Origin of the sequence: Nostoc sp. CCY 9925, assembly GCF_963920935.1 — a bacterium.
Taxonomy (GTDB): domain Bacteria; phylum Cyanobacteriota; class Cyanobacteriia; order Cyanobacteriales; family Nostocaceae; genus Nostoc.
Window position 1 is genome coordinate 1 of the sequence record NZ_CAWUDO010000038.1, and the last position, 19,286, is coordinate 19,286.

The window sequence follows — 19,286 nt, forward strand, 5'->3', positions numbered from 1 at the left end:
CCTGGAATTACAGCGTTGCCAATAGTGCAGTGCAATCTCTGGGTGCAGGGGTGACTAAAAATGAAACCTTCACTGTGCAATCTGTTGACGGTACTGCTAGCCAAAACATTGTTGTCACGATTACTGGTGTCAACGATACCACTACCATCACAGGTACAGCTACAGCAGCAGTTACTGAAGATACCAGCACGCCCAATTTAACGGCGACGGGCGCATTAACTGTTGCTGATGTCGATACCGGGGAGAACAAATTTAACACCAGCGTTACCTCTGCTACTGGCAATCTCGGCAGTCTCACCATCACTGATACTGGAACCTGGAATTACAGCGTTGCCAATAGTGCAGTGCAATCTCTGGGTGCAGGGGTGACCAAAAACGAAACCTTCACTGTGCAATCTGTTGACGGTACAGACAGCCAGGATATCACTGTGACCATCAACGGTGTCAACGATAACCCAGTTGCAGGCACAGACTCCTTAGTTGCTACCCAAAACACGCCATTGAACATTTCTGTCGTCACCCTACTTGCCAACGACAGCGATGTGGATACTGGCGATGTCTTATCGATTACTGGGGTGAGTAACCCAGTGGGTGGCACTGTCACATTCAATAATAATGGCACCCCTGCCAACACTGCTGACGATTTTATCATCTTCAATCCCACCACCAGTGGCAATCGTAGCTTTAAATACACCCTTAGCGATGGCAAAGGCGGCACCGCACTCGGTACTGTCAACCTACTCATTGGCACTCGCCAATTTGGCGGCAATGGTACAGACAGCCTCACAGGCAATGATGGGCCTGATTACCTTGATGGCGGTAATGGCAATGATACCCTCATTGGCGGATTGGGCAACGATATTCTCCTGGGCGGTGGTAACGGTGATGATTTGTTAGTTGGCGGTGCTGGTGCTGATACTCTCACGGGCGGTTTAGGCGCTGATACTTTCCGCTTCGCCTTGAGTGATTCGCCACTCAGTAATTTTGACCGCATCACCGACCTGGAAATTCGCACAGATATCATCGATGGCCCCACTGCTGTTAGTGCGGTTAACCTTGCCGAACTGGGGGCGGTAAGTGCTTTAACCCAAGACTCAATCAGTGCGGTGTTGACTAACGGTAGCTTTGTTGCCAACCGTGCAGCCACCTTTAGTTTTGGTAGCCGCACTTTCCTGGCGCTGAATAATGGCAGTGCTGGTTTCCAATCTACCAGCGATGCGGTGATTGAGATTACCGGGTTTGGCGGTAGCTTGACTAATTTGGCAATTGTTTAAGTGTAAATAGAGCGATCGCACTTGAGACAATTTGAAGTGCAATCGCGCTATTTTGAAGAATTTGGTGCGTTACACTGTCCTTGCAAGAGCTTTTGTCTGCCCTGTAAGACTTTCTGCCTTGACGTTTCAGTATATCGCGCAGGCTGTAAGAGCTTCCGTCTTGCCTGTAAGACTTTCTGCCTTCCTTGTAAGACTTTCTGCCTTGACGTTTCAGTATATCGCGCAGCCTGCAAGAACTTCCGCCTTCCTTGTAAGAGCTTCTGCCTTGACTTGATGGCAAACACACTTACGTTACACCAATTTTTACCCCCTTAATCCCCACTTTACAAGGGGGGAAAATTAACCGGACACGATATCAATCGGTAAAGAATGCTGGAAATCACTGAAATTTTAGATTTTTGCAGAAAAATCAACAATTTTACGTATGACAACTTTTTATACAATTGTCCACCATAGATATGTAGTACATTCATTAACTTGGTGTTAATTATGGGAAGAGCAAAACGCAGTTCACGTACACTCGAAAAAGCTCAAGTACGACTAGCAAGTGTTAAATCTATCAATCCAACTCTTGAGGTGAGAGAGGGATTGACAGTCAAAGATTATACTGACAAAATCGAAAGCCTGCGAGAATCTATAGAAGCATACAATACCGCCCTCTCCAATATTGATATATTGCTAACTCATATTGTCGAAAGTGAAAAAGATTTAGCAGATTATTCCGATCAATTTTTGCGTGGTATAGCTTATAAATTTGGTCACAATAGCGACGAATATTACAAGGCTGGAGGAGTTCGGAAAAGCGATCGCAAGCGTCCTGTACGTCAAAGCGCGGTTTTACCCGCAAGTTAATCGTCAGGGCACAATATATTGTGCCCCTATCTGTATACTTCAAGTTAACCTACGTCATCATGAGCGAAACGGTTAAACAGGAAGTCTAAGGCATAGTTACGCAGTTGATAGTATTGTGGATCTTCCATGATACGGGCGCGATCGCGGGGACGAGAAAAAGGAATTTCCATGACTTCGCCAATCTTTGCATGGGGGCCGTTAGTCATCATCACCAATTTATCTGCTAAAAATAGCGCCTCATCGATGTCGTGGGTAATCATCAACACTGTACAGCGGTTTTCATTCCAAATTTTCAGCAGTTCTTCTTGTAACTCTTCTTTGGTAATGGCATCCAGCGCCCCAAAAGGTTCGTCTAAAATTAAGACTTTGGGACGAATCGCCAAAGCGCGGGCGATGGAAACTCTTTGTCTCATACCGCCAGACATTTGCATTGGTTTCTTTTCCATTGCGTCAGCCAGTCCCACCATTGCTAAATGATCGCGCACGATCGCTCTTTTTTCAGCTTGTGGTTTATTAGGATAAACGGCATTAACAGCTAAATAAATATTTTCAAAAGCAGTCCGCCACGGTAGCAAAGCGTAGTTTTGGAAGACAACCATTCTGTCTGGGCCTGGTTTGGTAATGGGCTGTCCTTCTAGTAATACTTGCCCGGAGGTGGGAAAGTTAAAACCGGATACCATGTTTAATAGCGTGGATTTACCGCAGCCAGAGTGACCGATGACACAAATAAACTCGCCTTGTTCGACGTTGAGGTTAACGCCATCGAGTACGGTGAAAGGGCCTTTTTTTGTGGGATAGACTTTGGTAACGTCTTTGATTTCTAGGAAGGGCTGACGGGTGGTGGCTGTATTTTCTAATGGCTTTCTGAGGTCGGTAACTGTTGAATTGCGGTTTTGCATGGTGATTTGGTTATTGGGTATTAGGTATTGGGGACTCTTGGCGGCGAACTATTAAAGTTCAAGGCTCATTAATGCAATACGGTTCAGTTAAGGGTTGACTGTTTGTCAAAGTCAATTTTTTTTAACGAACCGCCAAGGACGCAAAGAACGCAAAGGAAGAGAAGGAAGAAATGTTTAACTCAAGTGTATTAGTTGTTAATAGAGTTCAAAGGCTGGTGCGTGATGTCCTACTTCTTCCACTGCCTCTTTCTCTCACCATTCTTTTATGAAGCAAGTTTTCTTCTTGGTGCATCAAGAATAACTTCGGCGACTGAGAAATCGCGTTTAATTTTCAAGCTGTTGAGATAGGCAATTGGATCGTCGGCGTTAAAGGGAGTACCATCAAATAGTTGGATGGGTTGGCGAATGTAGCTAATATCTAAGCCTAATTCTCGTGCGGCTGTGCTGAAAACACGCACTCGACATACACGTTCGACAACTTCCACCCAATTTCTGGGGAAGGGAGTGTCACCCCAACGCGCTAATTGACTCATAATCCAAATTTGTTCGGTGCGACTGGGGCGGTTAATGGCAGACTCGGAATAAAACTGGTGGTGGGCATAGTCTCGCAGGGGATGGTCAATATCACAGGTGAGACTATCTGGATCTTCGAGTTGGATGTATTCTAAATCAGTGCTGACATAATCTCGACTTGCTAAAATTTGGCGAATCTCTAGGGCATTTTCGGGATTTGCACAGTATTGACAAGCTTCTAGCAATGCTTTAGTTAAGGCAATGTGGGTGTTTGGATAAGCTTCTGCCCAATCTTCCCGCACTCCCAGAACTTTACCGGGGTGTCCTAGCCAAACTTCTAAGTCGGTGGCGATGGTAAAGCCAACATTTTCGGCGGCGGCGCGGTAGTTCCAAGGTTCGCCGACGCAGTAACCATCAATGCTTCCGGCTTGCAAGTCGGCTACCATCTGGGCTGGGGGAATGGTCTTCATGTCTACATCGCCGTCAGGGTCGATTCCACCAGCGGCTAACCAGTAACGCAGGAGTAAGTTGTGCATAGATGCGGGATGCACTACTCCCATTGTGTGCCTTTGGTCGCGAGTACTAAGCAGATATCTTTTGAAGTCTGATAAGCTTTGCACGCCTTGGTCGTAAAAGCGTTTTGCTAAGGTAATGGCGTTACCGTTGCGGGTCATGGTGAGGGCGGTGACAACGGGCAAAGGTTGGTTGTTGTGTCCTCCCAAAGTCAGCCACATGGGCATCCCGGAAGGCATTTGAGCCGCATCCAAATAACCGCCACTCATGCCATCAACTATACCCCGCCAGCTACTTTCGCGCACTAGGTGAACTTCATCTAAACCATGCTTGGTAAAAAAGCCTTTTTCTTTAGCAACTGCTAAGGGAGCGCAAGCGGTGAGTGGTAAAAAGCCGATTTCTAAATTAACTTTTTCTAAGCCATGACGGGAAATGTCGGCAGTTTTTCGGGCGCGAATTTTCTTAATCCGTTTTTGCTGATTGAGGAAGTAAATCATCTCACTCCGCAAGCTGTAGTAGCTAGGATGTTCGACAACTTCCATGCGCTTGCGGGGTCTGGGAATATCTACTTCTAAAATGTCACCAATTTTCGATTCGGGGCCGTTGGTGAGCATCACAATTCTGTCAGATAATAGCACTGCTTCGTCTACATCATGGGTAACCATCACAGCAGTAACTTCATTTTCTTCGCAAATTTGCATGAGTTGTTCTTGCAAATTACCGCGAGTGAGTGCATCCAACGCGCCGAAGGGTTCATCTAATAGTAGCAGCTTGGGACGAATCGCTAAAGCGCGGGCGATCGCTACACGCTGCTTTTGTCCCCCAGATAACATTCCCGGCTGTTTGTCAGCATGGGGACGCAAGCCCACCATATCGATATGTTTTTCGATAATGGCGTTGCGTTCAGCTGCGGGTACGCCCTTCATTACTGAATCTACAGCTAGGGCAATATTTTCTCTCACTGTCCGCCAAGGTAATAGCGAATAGTTTTGAAAAACCACCATTCTATCGGGGCCTGGTCTGCTGATTTTTTGCCCTTCTAAGGTGACAACACCTTCACTAGGCAAATCCAAACCTGCAATCATATTCAATAATGTAGATTTGCCGCAACCGGAGTGACCAATTAAAGAAACAAATTCTCCTTTTTTAATTTCTAGGTCAATTCCTTTGAGGGCAATATATTTACCACCGCCGGTTAATTCAAAAACTTTATCAATTTGATCGACAGCAACAAATGTAGACATGGCAGTTTTAAAATTTGTAATTTGCTCAGAAAATTTACAACAGATAAGTGAGTAAACAGCAGACAGCAGCTAGTTTTTCAATAATTACGAATTACGAATTACGAATTACGAATTAATAGTAGCTGCCAGATTTACGGTATTCGAGGGCAGTGAAGCCATCGTTTTCTAATACTTGACCTTTATCGACTAGGGCATAAATTAACCATCTGTCACCACATTTCATTTGATTTTGTACGGTACATTCTAAATAGGACAATGCTTCGGTGAGAATCAGGCAACCATTGTCGGCAGTTTGTGTAGAAAGATTGACAAAAGGATTATTTCCTAAAACGCTATTACGAGAAAAATAGCGGCGGACATTTCTGCCTTCTTTGAGAATATTCAAAACAAATTTATCGCCGGGATGACACATTAAATCTGCATTTTGTTCGTCAGCAATGGCAATCATAATCCCCGGTGGATTAAAAGTTGCTTGAGATACCCAAGAGGTTAAAACTCCTTTGTGGCTTTCTTCATCACGAGTTGTTAAAACACACAAGGAACCAATAATCCGCCCCACTGCTTGTTCGGTGCGGTCTACTTGGGTTTCTGTGACAACTTGACGCGCAGTCCGCAATTTTTTAGTTTTCTTCAAGTTTTGGGCAAAGGAAGCGCCTGCTTCTTGGCATTGTTGAAGAATTTCAGATGTAGGAGTAAAGCGGACTCTAATTGTTTCAAATCCTAGAAGATAATTGGCATCTTTGAGCTTACTTTCAAGTAAATCAATTGCTTCTCCACTCCAGCCATAAGAACCAAATACTCCTGCTAATTTTGTTTTAGCTGCTGTGGCGAGAACTATTCCTAAAGCTGTTTGAATTTGGGTTGGTGCATGACCGCCTAAGGTGGGTGAACCAATAATAAATCCGTCGCAAGCTTCGACAATGCGGGTAATTTCTGCTGGTTCTGCCAACTCACAATTAATGGACTCTACATTGACTCCATATTGAATTAAACCTTGAGCGATCGCATTAGCTACAATTGCCGTATTTCCGTAAGCAGAGGCATAAAGTAAAGCAACACTCAATTCTTGTAATTTCTGTTTTTGACACCATTGACGATAATCAAAAGTAAATCGGCTGAGGCTGTAACGAACAACAGGGCCATGAGCAGGAGCATAACATTTTGCTGGGAAAACCGAAAGCTTTTCTAAAGCAACTTCGACTTGTTTGGCTTGGGATGCGTGGAGACAATCAAAATAGTAATGACGTTCTGCATCTAAACTTTTCCAGTCTTCATCGAAGAGGGTATCTTCGCAAATATGAGCGCCAAAAAACTTGTCTGTGTAGAGAATTTTGGTAGCAGAATCATAAGTACACAATCCATCTGCCCACCGAGGAGTCGGTACGCTCACAAATGTGAGATGATGTCCTTGTCCTAAATCCAAAGTATCCTCGGAACGGACAGCTTGAATGCGCGATTCCCATTGCGGAAAAGCAGTTTTTAAAGCATTAGCAGCGGGGCGAGAACAAATTAAAGTAGCTTGAGTAGCTTGAGAAAACAGTACTTGTAAGGTGGCTCTGCGGTTCGGGTTGACATGACCGAGAACAATGTAATCTAGGGTAGTGAAATCTAGATATTGTGCTAATTCTTGGAGATAAATTTCTGTAAAAGATTCACCGGGAGGATCGATTAAAGCTTTTTTATCAGCTTGAATTAGATAAGAATTTGCCGTAGTTCCCCGTTGGCGGGAATACTCAACTTCAAATTTTAGTCGTTCCCAAGTCCGCGATCGCAAAACCAGCGTATCTTTACCAATCTCAGCAACCTGCACATCTCTCGGACGACTGGTAATTAAAGTATTAGCAGACATAGTAACCTCTATCGGGGAAGGGGAAAGGGGAAAGGGGAAAAGGGAAAAGGGGAAAGATTTGTTGCAATTTGTCCCCTTATCTCCTTATTTCTCGATTAATTGCCATTACTTTCGACTAATTCCGATTTGGCTCGATTTTTATAGCGTTTAGATATTGCTTGTTCGGGGTCGATGCCTTCAAATGTGGGGGGTAGCCAAACTCGAACAACTAGTATTACTCCTAAAACTAATAAGAAGGCACAAGTAGCTAAAATTTGACTCCAATTAGTTTCTAAAACTCCTTTAACAATGACTTCTCGTAAGGCGGAAACAATAGAGACTTCCACAGCTACGCCAATAGATATTCGTTGTTCTTGTAAGTAAATAATCAGCAGCCGAAATAACTCAACTAAGATGAGCAAAAAGAGAATATCGGCAGTCACAACATGAAAATCCAGTGGAGGAAGCAGGGAGAAAAACATATCTCTCACCTGAATTACCATGAAGCAAAACAAACCAAGACAAAGAGAAATTACAATCAAATCTTGAATCAATTCCAAGGTTTGTACGATGCGTTTCCGATGGATTTCATAAGTAGGAATTGAGCTATCTTGAGCAGTCTTATACATAGCTTTTTGTGAGTGAGGAGCGGGGGAGTGGAGGAGCGGGGGGAGCAGGGGAGGCAGGGGGAGAAATAACCAACAACTAACGACCAATGACCAATGACCAATGACTAATGACCAATTTAGTAATGATTGCCAATTTTGCGGTGATGGACGGCGGTGAGTCCGTTGACTTTGGCGACTCGGCCAGTTTGGACGGTGCTATAAATCACCCAATGGTCTCCACAGTCCATGCGGCTGGTGATTTCACATTCAAGATAAGCTAAAGCTTCAGCTAAAATGGGGGATTCGTTGGTAGCAGCAGGATATGTTTTAATTCCCGCAAAGCGGTCTGCACCGGGGGCAAAACGCTTGAGGAAATGTTTCATTAATCCTTGATATCTGCCTTCTTCTAAAATATTTAAGACAAAGCGATCGCCAACGTGCATTAATGATTCTATGGCCCGGTCTTTGGCTACAGCGATCGCTACGCCTAAAGGATTCAAACTTGCTTGTGTTACCCAAGAAGCCAGCATTGCACTTTGAACTTCTTCTTTTTTGGCGGTGATAATATACAATCCTGTGCTAATTCGCCCTAAGGATTTCTCTAATTCGTTATCAATGGATTTAATTTGTTTGATGGTGCGATCGCGGTTCAACCATTGACCCATATCTGTCCCCGCTTCATCGCAAAGTTGCTCTAGTACCTTGGAAGGAGCTTCTTTAACTAAAATTGGGGTAAATGCTTCAATTAATCCCAATTCTTGAAACTTATTCCGTAAGGGAAAAACAGGCTCATCTTCTCCTCCTCCCGACTCTAATAAACCAATGGCTTGTTTATTATGAGCAGCAGCTAAGATAATCTTTAAAGCTGCCTGAGGAACATCTGATGATTGGGGAGGCATTCCAACAACTAAACCAGCAGCTTGGTCAACTAATTCTCGAACTTCTTGAGGCTCGGCATTATTTAAAGCTACTAATTCTACCGCCACACCTGTTTTTGCAATTCCATGGGCGATCGCCCTTACTAAATGCTCGCTATAACCGTAATCTTCAACGTAAAATAAAGCCACTAATGTCTCTGTTTTGGCTTGTTCTAAACTCCAATTTTGATAGCGTCCCAGCCATTCGGAAATATACTCTTTTAGTAAAGGCCCGTGTCCTGTAGCAACTGTTTTGATTTCTAACTTTTCAATTCGCTTTAAAGCTGCCAATACAGACCGAGCATTAGGAGCCATCAGGCAATCATAGTAATATTTAAAATCTTCTTCGATGATGGTCAGATTCTCATCATAAGTATGGTCATCACAGTAGTGCATTCCAAACACATCGCAGGTGTAAAGAGTGCCTGTTTTGTGGTCATAAGTCAAGATTGTATCAGGCCAGTGTAAGTTAGGAGCCGAGATAAATTCTAATTTATGCCCGTCGCCTAAATCTAACAACTCTCCACTTTTTACCAGCTTTGATTTAAAAGGCTGGTGAATCATATTTTCCAAAAATTGAATAGCTATCTTCGCACCAACAACAGTAATGTCAGGAGCTAGTTGTAAAATATTTTTGACTAAGCCACTATGGTCTGGTTCAGTGTGACTAACAATCAAATAGTCTATTTTAGTTGGGTCGATTAATCCTGTCACTATCTCCAGATATAACTCCTCAAACTTGCCATGAGAAGTATCAACTAAAGCTAGTTTTTCTCCTTGAATTAAAAAAGAATTATAGGTCGTGCCATTCCGTAAACCAAACTCGACATCAAAACGTTCTCTATCCCAATCAAGACAACGAATAGCAGTTGTTTCGGGAGCAATTTCAACAGTTTCAATTGTTAAACGTCCGGTGTTGGGAATAACTTGAGTAGGCTGTGTGAGTGCGACCATTGGTTTTCTCCAATCAAGAGATTATCTAGAGCAACTGTGCTTACTTCTTATATTTACTTGAAATGTTTAATTAGTAAAATGCCAATTTCTAAAGTTAACTATCAAAAAGATTTATTGTTCATTCCTATTGATTTATCATTGAATAAATCAATGGTTATCATTAGTTTTCTAGCAAAGATTGAAACTATTCAAAGAGAAATACGCTTGGGTTAGTGATATTTAGTAGCGAAAGAGTTCGCCAGCTTCCTTTAAAAATTTAGACTTAATTCCTTCCTTTTTAAGGAAGCCTAGGAGAATCAAGCTTTAACCCAAGCGTATTAATTTAACTAGGAGTTATAAATTTGCAGCAGATTTCAAATTCCTGAAGCACCAACCTAAGTCTGGTAGCCTTCTGTAAAGACTGTTTTACTTGCCTATTCTGAATTCTGTTGTATAACTCATCACTGATGATTACTTCTGTTCTGCCGGTAAAATCTTGTTTTGCAGCCAAGCCATCGCTTTATCTAGCAGTAAACCAACAACGCCGATATAAACCAGAGCCAAAATCACTTCGCTGACGTTGTTATTTTGATACGCATCCCAGATAAAAAAGCCAATTCCCACAATACCAGACATGACGATTTCAGCGGCGATAATCGCTAACCAAGCTAAACCGATCGCAATTCTCAAACCGGTAAAAATATAGGGTAATGCCGCAGGAATCAAGATATTAGTGAAATATTCTTTGCGGCTAAGTTGTAGAACTTTGGCGACGTTGTTGTAATCTTGGGGAATTTGAGTAACGCCGACAGCAGTGTTAATTAAAATCGGCCAAATAGCAGTAATGAAAATTACGAATAACGCTGCTGGTTCGTTTTGTCGTAAAGCTGCTAAAGAAATTGGTACCCAAGCTAAAGGTGGTACAGTCCGCAATAATTGAAACAGAGGATCTAAAGCCTTGGACATGGTTTTATTAACACCAATTAAAATGCCCAAGCCAATACCTACAATTGCCGCAAGTGTATAACTAATAGCGACTCGTTGTAGACTTGCTAAAATTTGCCAAAACAAACCTTTATCGATGCCACCTCGGTCATAAAATGGCCAGAAAATAAGTATCCACGTGTCTTGTATAACCTGTATTGGTCCTGGTAATGTTGCACCGGGAGTCCAAGCAAATAATTGCCACAGAACTAGAAATATGGAAATGGCGATCGCTGGTGGTATAAGGTCAGGAAATTGCTTTTGCAGACGGGATATAAAGCCATTATTAAATCTAGGGCTTGCAGGGCGTTTTTGGGCTAATGTCATAATCTATCTACTCCTCAAATTTTATTTGTCATTAGTCATTAGTCACTTGTACTGAGCGTTCGCGTAGCGTCTCGTAGAGAAGCCGAAGTATTGGTCATTAGTCATTGGTCATTCTTTCTGAATGCCCCATGCCCAATGCCCAATGCCCAATGCGCAATTAAATATTGACCTTCTTGATTTTCAAACTCTTGAGATATTCTTCTGGCTTTTCGGGGTCGAATTTAATGCCATCAAAAAACTCTTCTACACCACGAGATGTGTTTGTAGGAATTTCAGCAGTGGCAATACCAGCTTCTTTAGCCGCTTCTTTCCAAATATCTTCGCGGTTGACTTTATTAATTAGTTCCTTCGCTTTTGCGGCATTATTGGCAATGTAGTCTTTTGGTAAAAATCCCCAACGGACATTTTCCACAATGAACCATAAATCATGACTTTTGTAAGGATAAGAAACATTACCTTTTTCATCTTTCCAGTAGTAAGCTGCCATTGATTTATCATCAATTTTGCGACCATCACCCATGTCATACTTGCCTTGGAATGGGTCTGCAAGAATTTCAGGTGACGCCAGATTAAAATAATTTCGTCCAGCAAGAATTTGAGCGGCTTCTTTGCGGTTGTCAAAATTATCTAACCACTGTTGAGCCTCCATAATGCCTTTTAAAATTGCTTTGGTTGCTTTGGGATTTTTATCAACCCAGTCGGCTCTCATGGCAAGATATTCTTCAGGATGATTCTTCCAAATTTCTGCGGTTAATGCTGCTACATAGCCAATTTTGTCTTGAACAAGACGATAAGGCCAGGGGTCACCTGTACTAAAGGCATCCATTGTTCCTGTTTTCATGTTGGCTACAGTTTGCGCTGCTGGTACTGTGAGCAATTTCACATCTGTATCTGGGTCTAAACCGCCTGCTGCTAACCAGTAGCGAATCCACAAATCTTGGTTGACGTGGGGAAAGGTGAATGCTGCGGTGAAGGGGGTTGAAGATTTGAGTTCGGTGAACAGGGATTTAGCGCTAGCCAGTTGTAAACTGATACCTTTGCCTTGGTGCTTGCTGGCGATCGCAATTCCATTTCCATGTGTGATTAATTGGCATAATACATACATGGGAATCTTTTGATTGCCCTTGGTAATTAAACCTTCTGTAATTAAATGTGGCATTGGCATCTGCCATTGACCGCCATCAATACCACCACCCGCAGAACCAATTTCTACGTTATCTCTAGCCGCACCCCAAGAAGCTTGCTTAGAAAGGTCAACTTTAGTCATGCCATATTTGGCAAAAAAGCCTTTCTCTTTAGCAATAATTAAAGGAGCCGCTTCTACAATCGGAATATATCCTAATTTGACTGTAGTAGTTTCTGGTGTTTGTTCGGGACTAATATTAACAACCGACTGAGCAGTTTGCTGTACTTGGGTTCCTTCACCAGTCAGGTTTTCAGGAGGATTACCCAAACAACCTTTGAGCAATACAGCACTCGCAGATGCTCCAGCTGTGAAGATAAATTTGCGCCGAGAAATTCGATTAAAAAATTCTGTCATAATATGTCCTGGAATGTAAATTTTATTTTTATAGCTATGACAATTGAAGCAAGAAAATATTATATTTCTTGCTATTCAATGATTAATCAAGCTATATTTTGCAAGACAAATTAGACCATTTTTCAATGGCTATTACTATTGCCTCAAACAAAAGCTCAATGAATTAATTAAATCTGCTCTGGTGTGATGCAGAAGTGTTATTCACTTGGTTGAAATAAGTTTACAGCCTTTAAAGCCCAATTAGTTAACTATGAGTCGGCATTTATTAAATAAATATTAGATTGGATGTATAAGTAAAAGTTTATCTATCTGTCTCAAGTCTAGTAGTAATTATTAATATATAAACTCTGATTTATGAATACTATTAACTTGAGATTATGATTGATAAAAAAGTAAATCATTAACGAAATCAATCATAATCATAGACAAAAAGCTAAATGATTTAAAATACAAGATAAGAAGATAAAAGTCAGCAGAATTTTATACCAAGCTTAAGCTGCCTTACCCTACAAGAAAGTGTGGTTTAAATAGTAAATAAGACCAATTTGCGATAGATAGTATTATTCCGTTTTTGAATACTACAGATCCCGTGTGCTATGCTTGTTCGTCTATCGGTAGCTAACACCCAGTGTCATGTAGACGAGAGTGCTGGGGTATGCCCCGCTTTCTCGAACGTAACAATTTTGAGCGCACCGTCTCCCGTAGGGAGGAAAATTGTGAAGTGAGTAACAATAATCGAGGCTATTTGACCAAGGTCTTGTAGTAGCTCCGGAGGTGATGTAGATATACTTGAGACTGCTGTAGTTAATCAACAGCAGCAACCAATAACACCGGAGAAAAAGTCATCTGGAAAAGTGGCTAAAAGTACTAGGCGGCAAACGGCAAGTTAATCTAAGCCAAAAGATGATATAGTAATCCCTTTTGATTTATGAAATTATCTGTGTGGTGCGCGTTCGCGTTGGCAAAGCCTCTCGCAGAGAAGCGCAGCGCAAGCGCGATAGTAGGCAAGAGGCAACGGTTCGGCTGTGCTCACCGTCCGTAGGCAAGAGGCAATAGGGTTATAGAAGATTAAAGGTACAGAATTTTGCTCAAAAATCAAATAGGAGTCCTATATTGTAGATAACTTTAATCAATACCAGATTTAAACATAAAGGAGTGCAGCCATGCCAACAATTCATTTGATAGATGGGGAAAAAGGAGGGGTAGGCAAGTCTCTAGTCGCTAGAACAATGATTCAGTATTGTCTGGATAAGAATATGCCGTTTGTACCAGTGGAAACGGATAGGTCAAATCCAGATGTAGCTGGGGTCTACAAGGGGATATGTCAGTATGCAGTGTTTACAGAAGATGAGAAGCAAGCTGATAAGGCGGATAAAATCTTTGAGATAGCAATGACTAAGACAGTGATTGCTAATCTAGCGGCACAATCTCATAGGGCAGTCAAGGAATGGATTGAGAAGAATCAGTTAATTGAACTGGGAGAGTCACAAGGGGTATATTTTTGTAAGTGGTTTGTCTCAACAGGAGGGTATGACAGCTTAAATCTATTTAAGCAATCTGTAAATAGCTATGGTGACAAAGTTCCTCATGTATTAATCAAAAATTTAGGCTTATGCGATGATTGGGAACACGTAAATTCCGATGTGGCAATACAAGAGATAGTAAAAAAATATAATATTAAGGCTATAGATTTTCCGAAACTTGCGTATAAAGAAAGAAATATTATAGACCAGCACAGATTAACATTTGCGGAGGCAAGACAGTATAAAGAATTTGGAATAATCAGCAAACAAAGAGTGGTGAATTTTCTCAAGCTTGCCTATGCTGCTTTTGAAACCGTTGGTATATGGTATGAAGAAGTTAAATAATATCATGTTCGGCAAATCACCCTTAATATGTGATTTGCCGTGGCATCTAGCCCACCCAGTTCACAGGACGGCCTAGATGCCCATCCTACAAGAAATATTGGAATATTTTATTACTTGGAAGTCTCTTTAAAATATCCTCTTAACCTTTGAGATAACCCACCCTACCAAAACTGAATTCTGTATTCTTCAAGTTGTGTATTCTGCGTTAATCCTCACGTAGTCATAACTCAAATCACAACCCCAAGCTTTACCTGTACCATAACCATTGCCAACACTAACGGAAATTAATACTGTATCCTCTTGGAGATAAGCACCCGTCGCTGCTTGTTTCAAATAGGCGCTGGCTGCCGCACGGTCAAATGGTACGGGTTGCCCGTTTTCTAACATTAAGAAATTCCCTAACTTAATTTGCAGGTTTTCTTGCTCAAAGGGCACACCTGCGCGTCCAGCAGCTGCGGCGATGCGTCCCCAGTTGGGGTCACGTCCAAAGATTGCAGATTTAACTAAGGACGAACCAGCGATGGTTTTGGCTATTTGTCTGGCTGAGAGTTCATCATGGGCGCCAGTCACTTCCACTTCTATAAGGCAGGTTGCACCTTCACCATCACGGGCGATCGCTTTGGCTAAATGCTGGCAAACTGCTGTTAACATCGCTTCTAATTTATCTGATTCTGCACCCCATTCTGTAATTGCTGGGGTGCGAGATTGACCGTTTGCCAAGGCGATTAAGCTGTCGTTAGTGCTGGTATCACCATCCACAGTAATGGAATTAAAGCTTCTATCAGCTGCCCTAGCTAACATCTGCTGCCAAAGACCTGGCGAAACAGCTGCATCACAAGTCACAAATGCCAGCATGGTTGCCATGTTGGGGTGAATCATGCCAGAACCCTTAGCAATACCGCCAATCCGCACAGGGCGATCGCCTATAGTTGTCTCTAGGGCAATGGATTTTGGTACCAAGTCTGTGGTGATAATTGCAGCCGCGGCGGCATCTGAGCCTGTTGGAGATAGTGCTGCTACTAGCTTTGGAATCCCGCTTCGCAAAGCATCCATCTTAATACGTTGACCAATCACGCCAGTAGACGCCAATAACACAGATTCCGAGGGAATACTCAGTGCTTGGGCTATTGCCATCCCAGATTCTAGGGCATCAATCCAGCCTTGATTTCCTGTAGCGGCATTTGCTTGTCCAGCGTTGCAAAGGATAGCACGAGCACTATGCTTAGCTTGCAACCGTTGGCGACAATACTCTACACAAGCAGCTTTCACCTGGCTCGTGGTGAATACACCGGCTGCGATCGCTTCCACATCTGAAAATATCAAAGCTAAATCCGGCAACCCCGAAGGCTTCAATCCTGCGGTAATTCCCGCCGCTTGATACCCCCTTGGTGCTGTGATGCCACCTGTTATTTTTTGCCAATCTGCCATGATTCTCCCTTACAACCTGATGAGTGCTGTTGCGGTAGCGGGGCGTTGAGCCAGTGCTAAATCACCGAAGTTCAGAGCAGCAAAAGCAGCCACTCTGACTTCTCGCTGAGTGCTGAGTTAAGAGTTATTCTCCTTACCTTTGCCTTTGCTCATCCCCGCGTAAGAGCGTTTCCCCACTCCCTACTCCCTACTCCCTAGTTGGTTTTGTTGTGAGTTTATTTGCTGATGGCAATAAATCATAAAGCACCACCTGGCCCTTAGCATAATTATTTTTACCTTTCTTATGACGAAAGCCAAATGCGAAAAAGGAGAGCTACTTAAGTCGCTCTCCAGATCATCAGGGTGCATCTACTTACCAGAGCATACCATTTTTGGTATGAGGGTTGTCACCAGTTTTATTATGAAGATTCTGTAAAGAACACCGGGAAAATACTTAGGTAATTGGGAGGTGTGGCAGATGTGGGAAGATGGGGAAGAAATCTTTCCCCCCACACTCCCCACACTCCCCCATCTCCTCATCTTCCCAGTCTCCACTCTAGCCGTTGAGCTTTTTCTCGACTAATTCGTTAGTCAGCTTCGGATCGGCACGTTTGGCTGTCTTTTTCAAAACTTGTCCGACGAAGAAGCCTTTGAGGTTGGTGTTACCGTTACGATACTTTTCTAGTTCTTTGGGATTGCTGGCTATGACTTCATCAACAATGGGTTCTAGTACAGTAGGATCGGTAATTAGTTCTTGACCGGCAAAAGCTTTTTCCGGAGAAATACCACTGAGTAAGTCTGGCAACTTTTCTTTGGCTTGGGCGTTGCTAATTTTGCCCTTTTCAATTCGGGTGATGATATCAGCTAAATTGGTGGGAGTCAGGGCAATTTCAGTGATATTGAGTTTTTGCTTATTGAGGTATCCTGCAATATCTTGAGTAATCCAGTTAGCAGCAGCTTTGGGATTTGCACCAGCAGCGATCGCGGCTTCAAAATATTCAGATACAGGGCGATCTTCTGTCAAGACTCGTGCATCGTAAGCCGAAAGTCCCAATTGATTTTCGTAATGATGGCGTTTTTGGGCTGGTAGTTCTGGTAGTTCGCTGCGCCATTTTTCTAATTCTTCGTCTGACACCTCAATTGGCGCTAAATCTGGTTCGGGAAAGTAGCGGTAATCACTGGAACCTTCCTTCACCCGCATACTACTTGTACGTTGTGCGCCTTCTTCCCACAAACGAGTTTCTTGGATAATGCGATCGCCTGCTTCGATAGCTGCGATTTGCCGCTCAATTTCGTAGTCAATCGCCCGTTGGATGGCGCTAAAGGAGTTCATGTTTTTAATTTCTACTTTGGTGCCAAACTTCTCTTGTCCCACTGGACGCACGGAAATGTTGACATCGCAACGTAGAGATCCTTCTTGCATGTTCCCGTCGCTGACGCCGAGATACCGGACAATCCGGCGTAGTTCTTGGGCATATTCAGCAGCTTCGAGTCCAGAACGCAAATCTGGTTCCGAGACAATCTCTACTAACGGTACACCTGCGCGGTTGTAGTCTACCAAAGAATAGGAAGAACCGGAAAGGCGATCGCTGCCTGCGTGTACCAATTTTCCAGCATCTTCTTCCATGTGGAGACGCGTAATGCCAATGCGTTTGCGGGTGGGTTTTCCCTCAGCATCTACCAACTCAATTTCTAACCAACCATGTTCTGCGATCGGTAAGTCATATTGAGAAATTTGGTAATTTTTCGGTAAATCTGGATAAAAATATTGTTTACGGTCGAATTTGCTATATTTAGCGATTTGACAATTCAGTGCCAAACCAGCTTTGACGGCGTATTCTAATACCTTTTGATTTAGTACAGGTAAAACACCAGGTAAACCCATACAAACAGGGTCAATGTTAGTATTGGGGTCAGCGCCGAATGCTGTAGAGCTAGTAGAGAAAATCTTGGTATTAGTACTGAGTTGACAATGGGTTTCTAGACCAATAATCGCTTCGTACTCAGTTTTTACAGTTGTAGCAGAGGTCATAATATCACTAATTTGGGCATAATCCTTTCTTAAGCTACTATTGTAGCGGCGTCTGGAGTTGCCCTGAAGACGGTTAATTGGTGAATTATCCTGACTTGAAAAAACTGAGTACAGTGTTTGTCATTAGTTATTGGTCATTAGTTATTGGTTATTAATAATTGGACTTTGGACTAATGACTAATGACACCCATTAATGCCTAACAGCTTCCTATCATGTAATTGTACTAAATAAATATTCCTGAAGGATTGATTTGGCATTTCTTTGCAATACTTAACTAGCTTCTAATTAAAAAAAGTTAATATAGATTAAAAATAATAACTAACATTATAATTTATTAAGTTTATCAAGCTAAATTGAGGATATGCTTAAATTATTGAAGTCTAGTTGAAAAATTAAGTAACTAAGTGCAAATAAAATTAAACATTTGTTTGGTATTAAATACTAAATACCAAGTTATTTGTGCCAAATTGCTAACTAGATTGTCAAACAAGGCGGTAAAAACCCGGCTTGAAGCAAGTAATCATAGTGAAAACAAAAGTAAACTTAACAACAATCACTTAACGATGATAGAAAAAATTTTGCTGGCTGTATCGGGGTTGGGACATGCGGAAGAAATGCTCAAAACCCTCAAAGAAATACCCTCAATTCAATCTGCAAAAGTTACAGTTTTGCATGTTGTCCCTGCACAAAGTACTGCTGCTACTATGACAGCTAAATGGGAAGATGGCGGTAAAATTTTGGCTAATGCCATTCAAACTTTAAACCTCGATCCTAGCCAGGTTTCTTCAATTTTGCGTCAAGGTGACCCCAAGGATGTAGTTTGTCAAGTAGCTGATGAAATCGACGCGGATTTAATTATTATGGGTTCACGCGGACTCAAGCGGCTACAATCGATTTTATCTAACTCGGTGAGTCAGTACGTTTTTCAGCTCTCTTCTCGCCCCATGTTGCTGGTCAAAGATGACATTTATGTCAAAAGAATTAAGCGGATTATGGTGGCAATAGACAATTCTGATGCAGCAAAAAACTGCTTGAAATTGGCACTATTTTTGCTGCGAGACATTCAGGGTGGTGAGTTGATTCTGGCGAATATTGCCACAGATTTAGGCGGTAAAAAATCAGAAATAACTCAGGTTACTTCGGACAAAAATCCAGTTTTGGCAGCCGCAGTTGCAGAAGCTGAAAAAATCGGCATCAAACCTCGTTGTTATATCAGCAGTGGCAAACCTGGTGAAGAAATTTGTCGGTTATCAGAGGAGTTGAATGTAGACTTATTATTGCTTGGTTCTCCAGATCGTCGTCCATCGATCGCTAAGAGTTTTGTTGATATCGACCGACTCGTCGGCGCTTCTTTGTCTGATTATGTCCGAGTCAATGCAAGTTGTCCAGTATTACTAGCACGAACCATCGCTTAAAGTAAAGAGTGCTGAGTATCAGAGTTGTTGTACTCAGATAGGAAAACCAGATTTTGCCTTTACTACTGGACATGTTGATACAGAAGATTTTAACCAAGTTAGTCAAGTGCAGCATCTAGGTTTCAAAGCGA

The 19,286-nt window shown here is 42.4% G+C and carries 13 protein-coding genes; 4 read left to right on the forward strand and 9 right to left on the reverse strand.

Annotated elements, in window-relative coordinates; translation table 11 throughout:
- Positions 1–1,274, forward strand: a 1,274-nt coding sequence (locus ACM0OY_RS19570; protein WP_414570516.1) for a VCBS domain-containing protein, incomplete at its 5' end; no start/stop codon positions are given.
- A gap of 489 nt (positions 1,275–1,763) precedes the next feature.
- On the forward strand, positions 1,764–2,126 hold the full coding sequence (locus tag ACM0OY_RS19575) for a hypothetical protein (protein ID WP_414570517.1): 363 nt from the start codon (positions 1,764–1,766) through the stop codon (positions 2,124–2,126).
- 44 nt (positions 2,127–2,170) lie between these two features.
- On the opposite strand, the gene ACM0OY_RS19580 is transcribed toward ACM0OY_RS19575, so the two are convergent.
- From ACM0OY_RS19580 to ACM0OY_RS19610, 7 genes are all read right to left on the reverse strand, one after another.
- Complete coding sequence (locus ACM0OY_RS19580) at positions 2,171–3,025, reverse strand: nitrate ABC transporter ATP-binding protein (protein WP_414570518.1); 855 nt, start codon at positions 3,023–3,025, stop codon at positions 2,171–2,173.
- A 263-nt stretch (positions 3,026–3,288) separates the two neighbouring features.
- Entirely contained in the window at positions 3,289–5,295 is a 2,007-nt protein-coding gene (locus tag ACM0OY_RS19585; RefSeq protein ID WP_414570520.1) for a nitrate ABC transporter ATP-binding protein, read from the reverse strand.
- A 112-nt stretch (positions 5,296–5,407) separates the two neighbouring features.
- Positions 5,408–7,144 carry a diflavin flavoprotein gene (locus tag ACM0OY_RS19590; protein ID WP_414570521.1) on the reverse strand — a complete coding sequence of 579 codons (1,737 nt, stop codon included), beginning with the start codon at positions 7,142–7,144 and terminating at the stop codon, positions 5,408–5,410.
- Positions 7,145–7,239: 95 nt separating this feature from the next.
- The gene (locus ACM0OY_RS19595) at positions 7,240–7,752 is read right to left on the reverse strand and encodes a phosphate-starvation-inducible PsiE family protein (RefSeq protein ID WP_414570522.1); all 513 of its coding nucleotides are present in this window, start codon (positions 7,750–7,752) and stop codon (positions 7,240–7,242) included.
- Positions 7,753–7,868: 116 nt separating this feature from the next.
- A complete protein-coding gene (locus ACM0OY_RS19600) occupies positions 7,869–9,602 on the reverse strand; it encodes a diflavin flavoprotein (RefSeq protein WP_414570523.1) in 1,734 nt (577 codons plus the stop codon).
- Between the two features lie 450 nt (positions 9,603–10,052).
- The gene (gene ntrB, locus ACM0OY_RS19605) at positions 10,053–10,892 is read right to left on the reverse strand and encodes a nitrate ABC transporter permease (protein WP_414570524.1); all 840 of its coding nucleotides are present in this window, start codon (positions 10,890–10,892) and stop codon (positions 10,053–10,055) included.
- Positions 10,893–11,049: 157 nt separating this feature from the next.
- Positions 11,050–12,432, reverse strand: coding sequence for a CmpA/NrtA family ABC transporter substrate-binding protein (locus tag ACM0OY_RS19610; RefSeq protein WP_414570525.1), 1,383 nt, complete (start codon positions 12,430–12,432; stop codon positions 11,050–11,052).
- A 1,163-nt stretch (positions 12,433–13,595) separates the two neighbouring features.
- Here ACM0OY_RS19610 and ACM0OY_RS19615 point away from each other — a divergent pair.
- Positions 13,596–14,300 carry a mobilization protein gene (locus ACM0OY_RS19615; RefSeq protein WP_414570526.1) on the forward strand — a complete coding sequence of 235 codons (705 nt, stop codon included), beginning with the start codon at positions 13,596–13,598 and terminating at the stop codon, positions 14,298–14,300.
- Between the two features lie 186 nt (positions 14,301–14,486).
- Here the strand turns inward: ACM0OY_RS19615 and argJ are convergent, their stop codons facing one another.
- Both argJ and gatB read right to left on the reverse strand, forming a co-directional pair.
- The gene (argJ, locus tag ACM0OY_RS19620) at positions 14,487–15,728 is read right to left on the reverse strand and encodes a bifunctional ornithine acetyltransferase/N-acetylglutamate synthase (RefSeq protein WP_414570527.1); all 1,242 of its coding nucleotides are present in this window, start codon (positions 15,726–15,728) and stop codon (positions 14,487–14,489) included.
- Positions 15,729–16,263: 535 nt separating this feature from the next.
- A complete protein-coding gene (gatB, locus tag ACM0OY_RS19625; protein WP_414570528.1) occupies positions 16,264–17,739 on the reverse strand; it encodes an Asp-tRNA(Asn)/Glu-tRNA(Gln) amidotransferase subunit GatB in 1,476 nt (491 codons plus the stop codon).
- Positions 17,740–18,303: 564 nt separating this feature from the next.
- Here gatB and ACM0OY_RS19630 point away from each other — a divergent pair.
- Complete coding sequence (locus ACM0OY_RS19630; RefSeq protein WP_414570529.1) at positions 18,304–19,155, forward strand: universal stress protein; 852 nt, start codon at positions 18,304–18,306, stop codon at positions 19,153–19,155.
- The last annotated feature ends 131 nt before the right edge of the window (positions 19,156–19,286 follow it).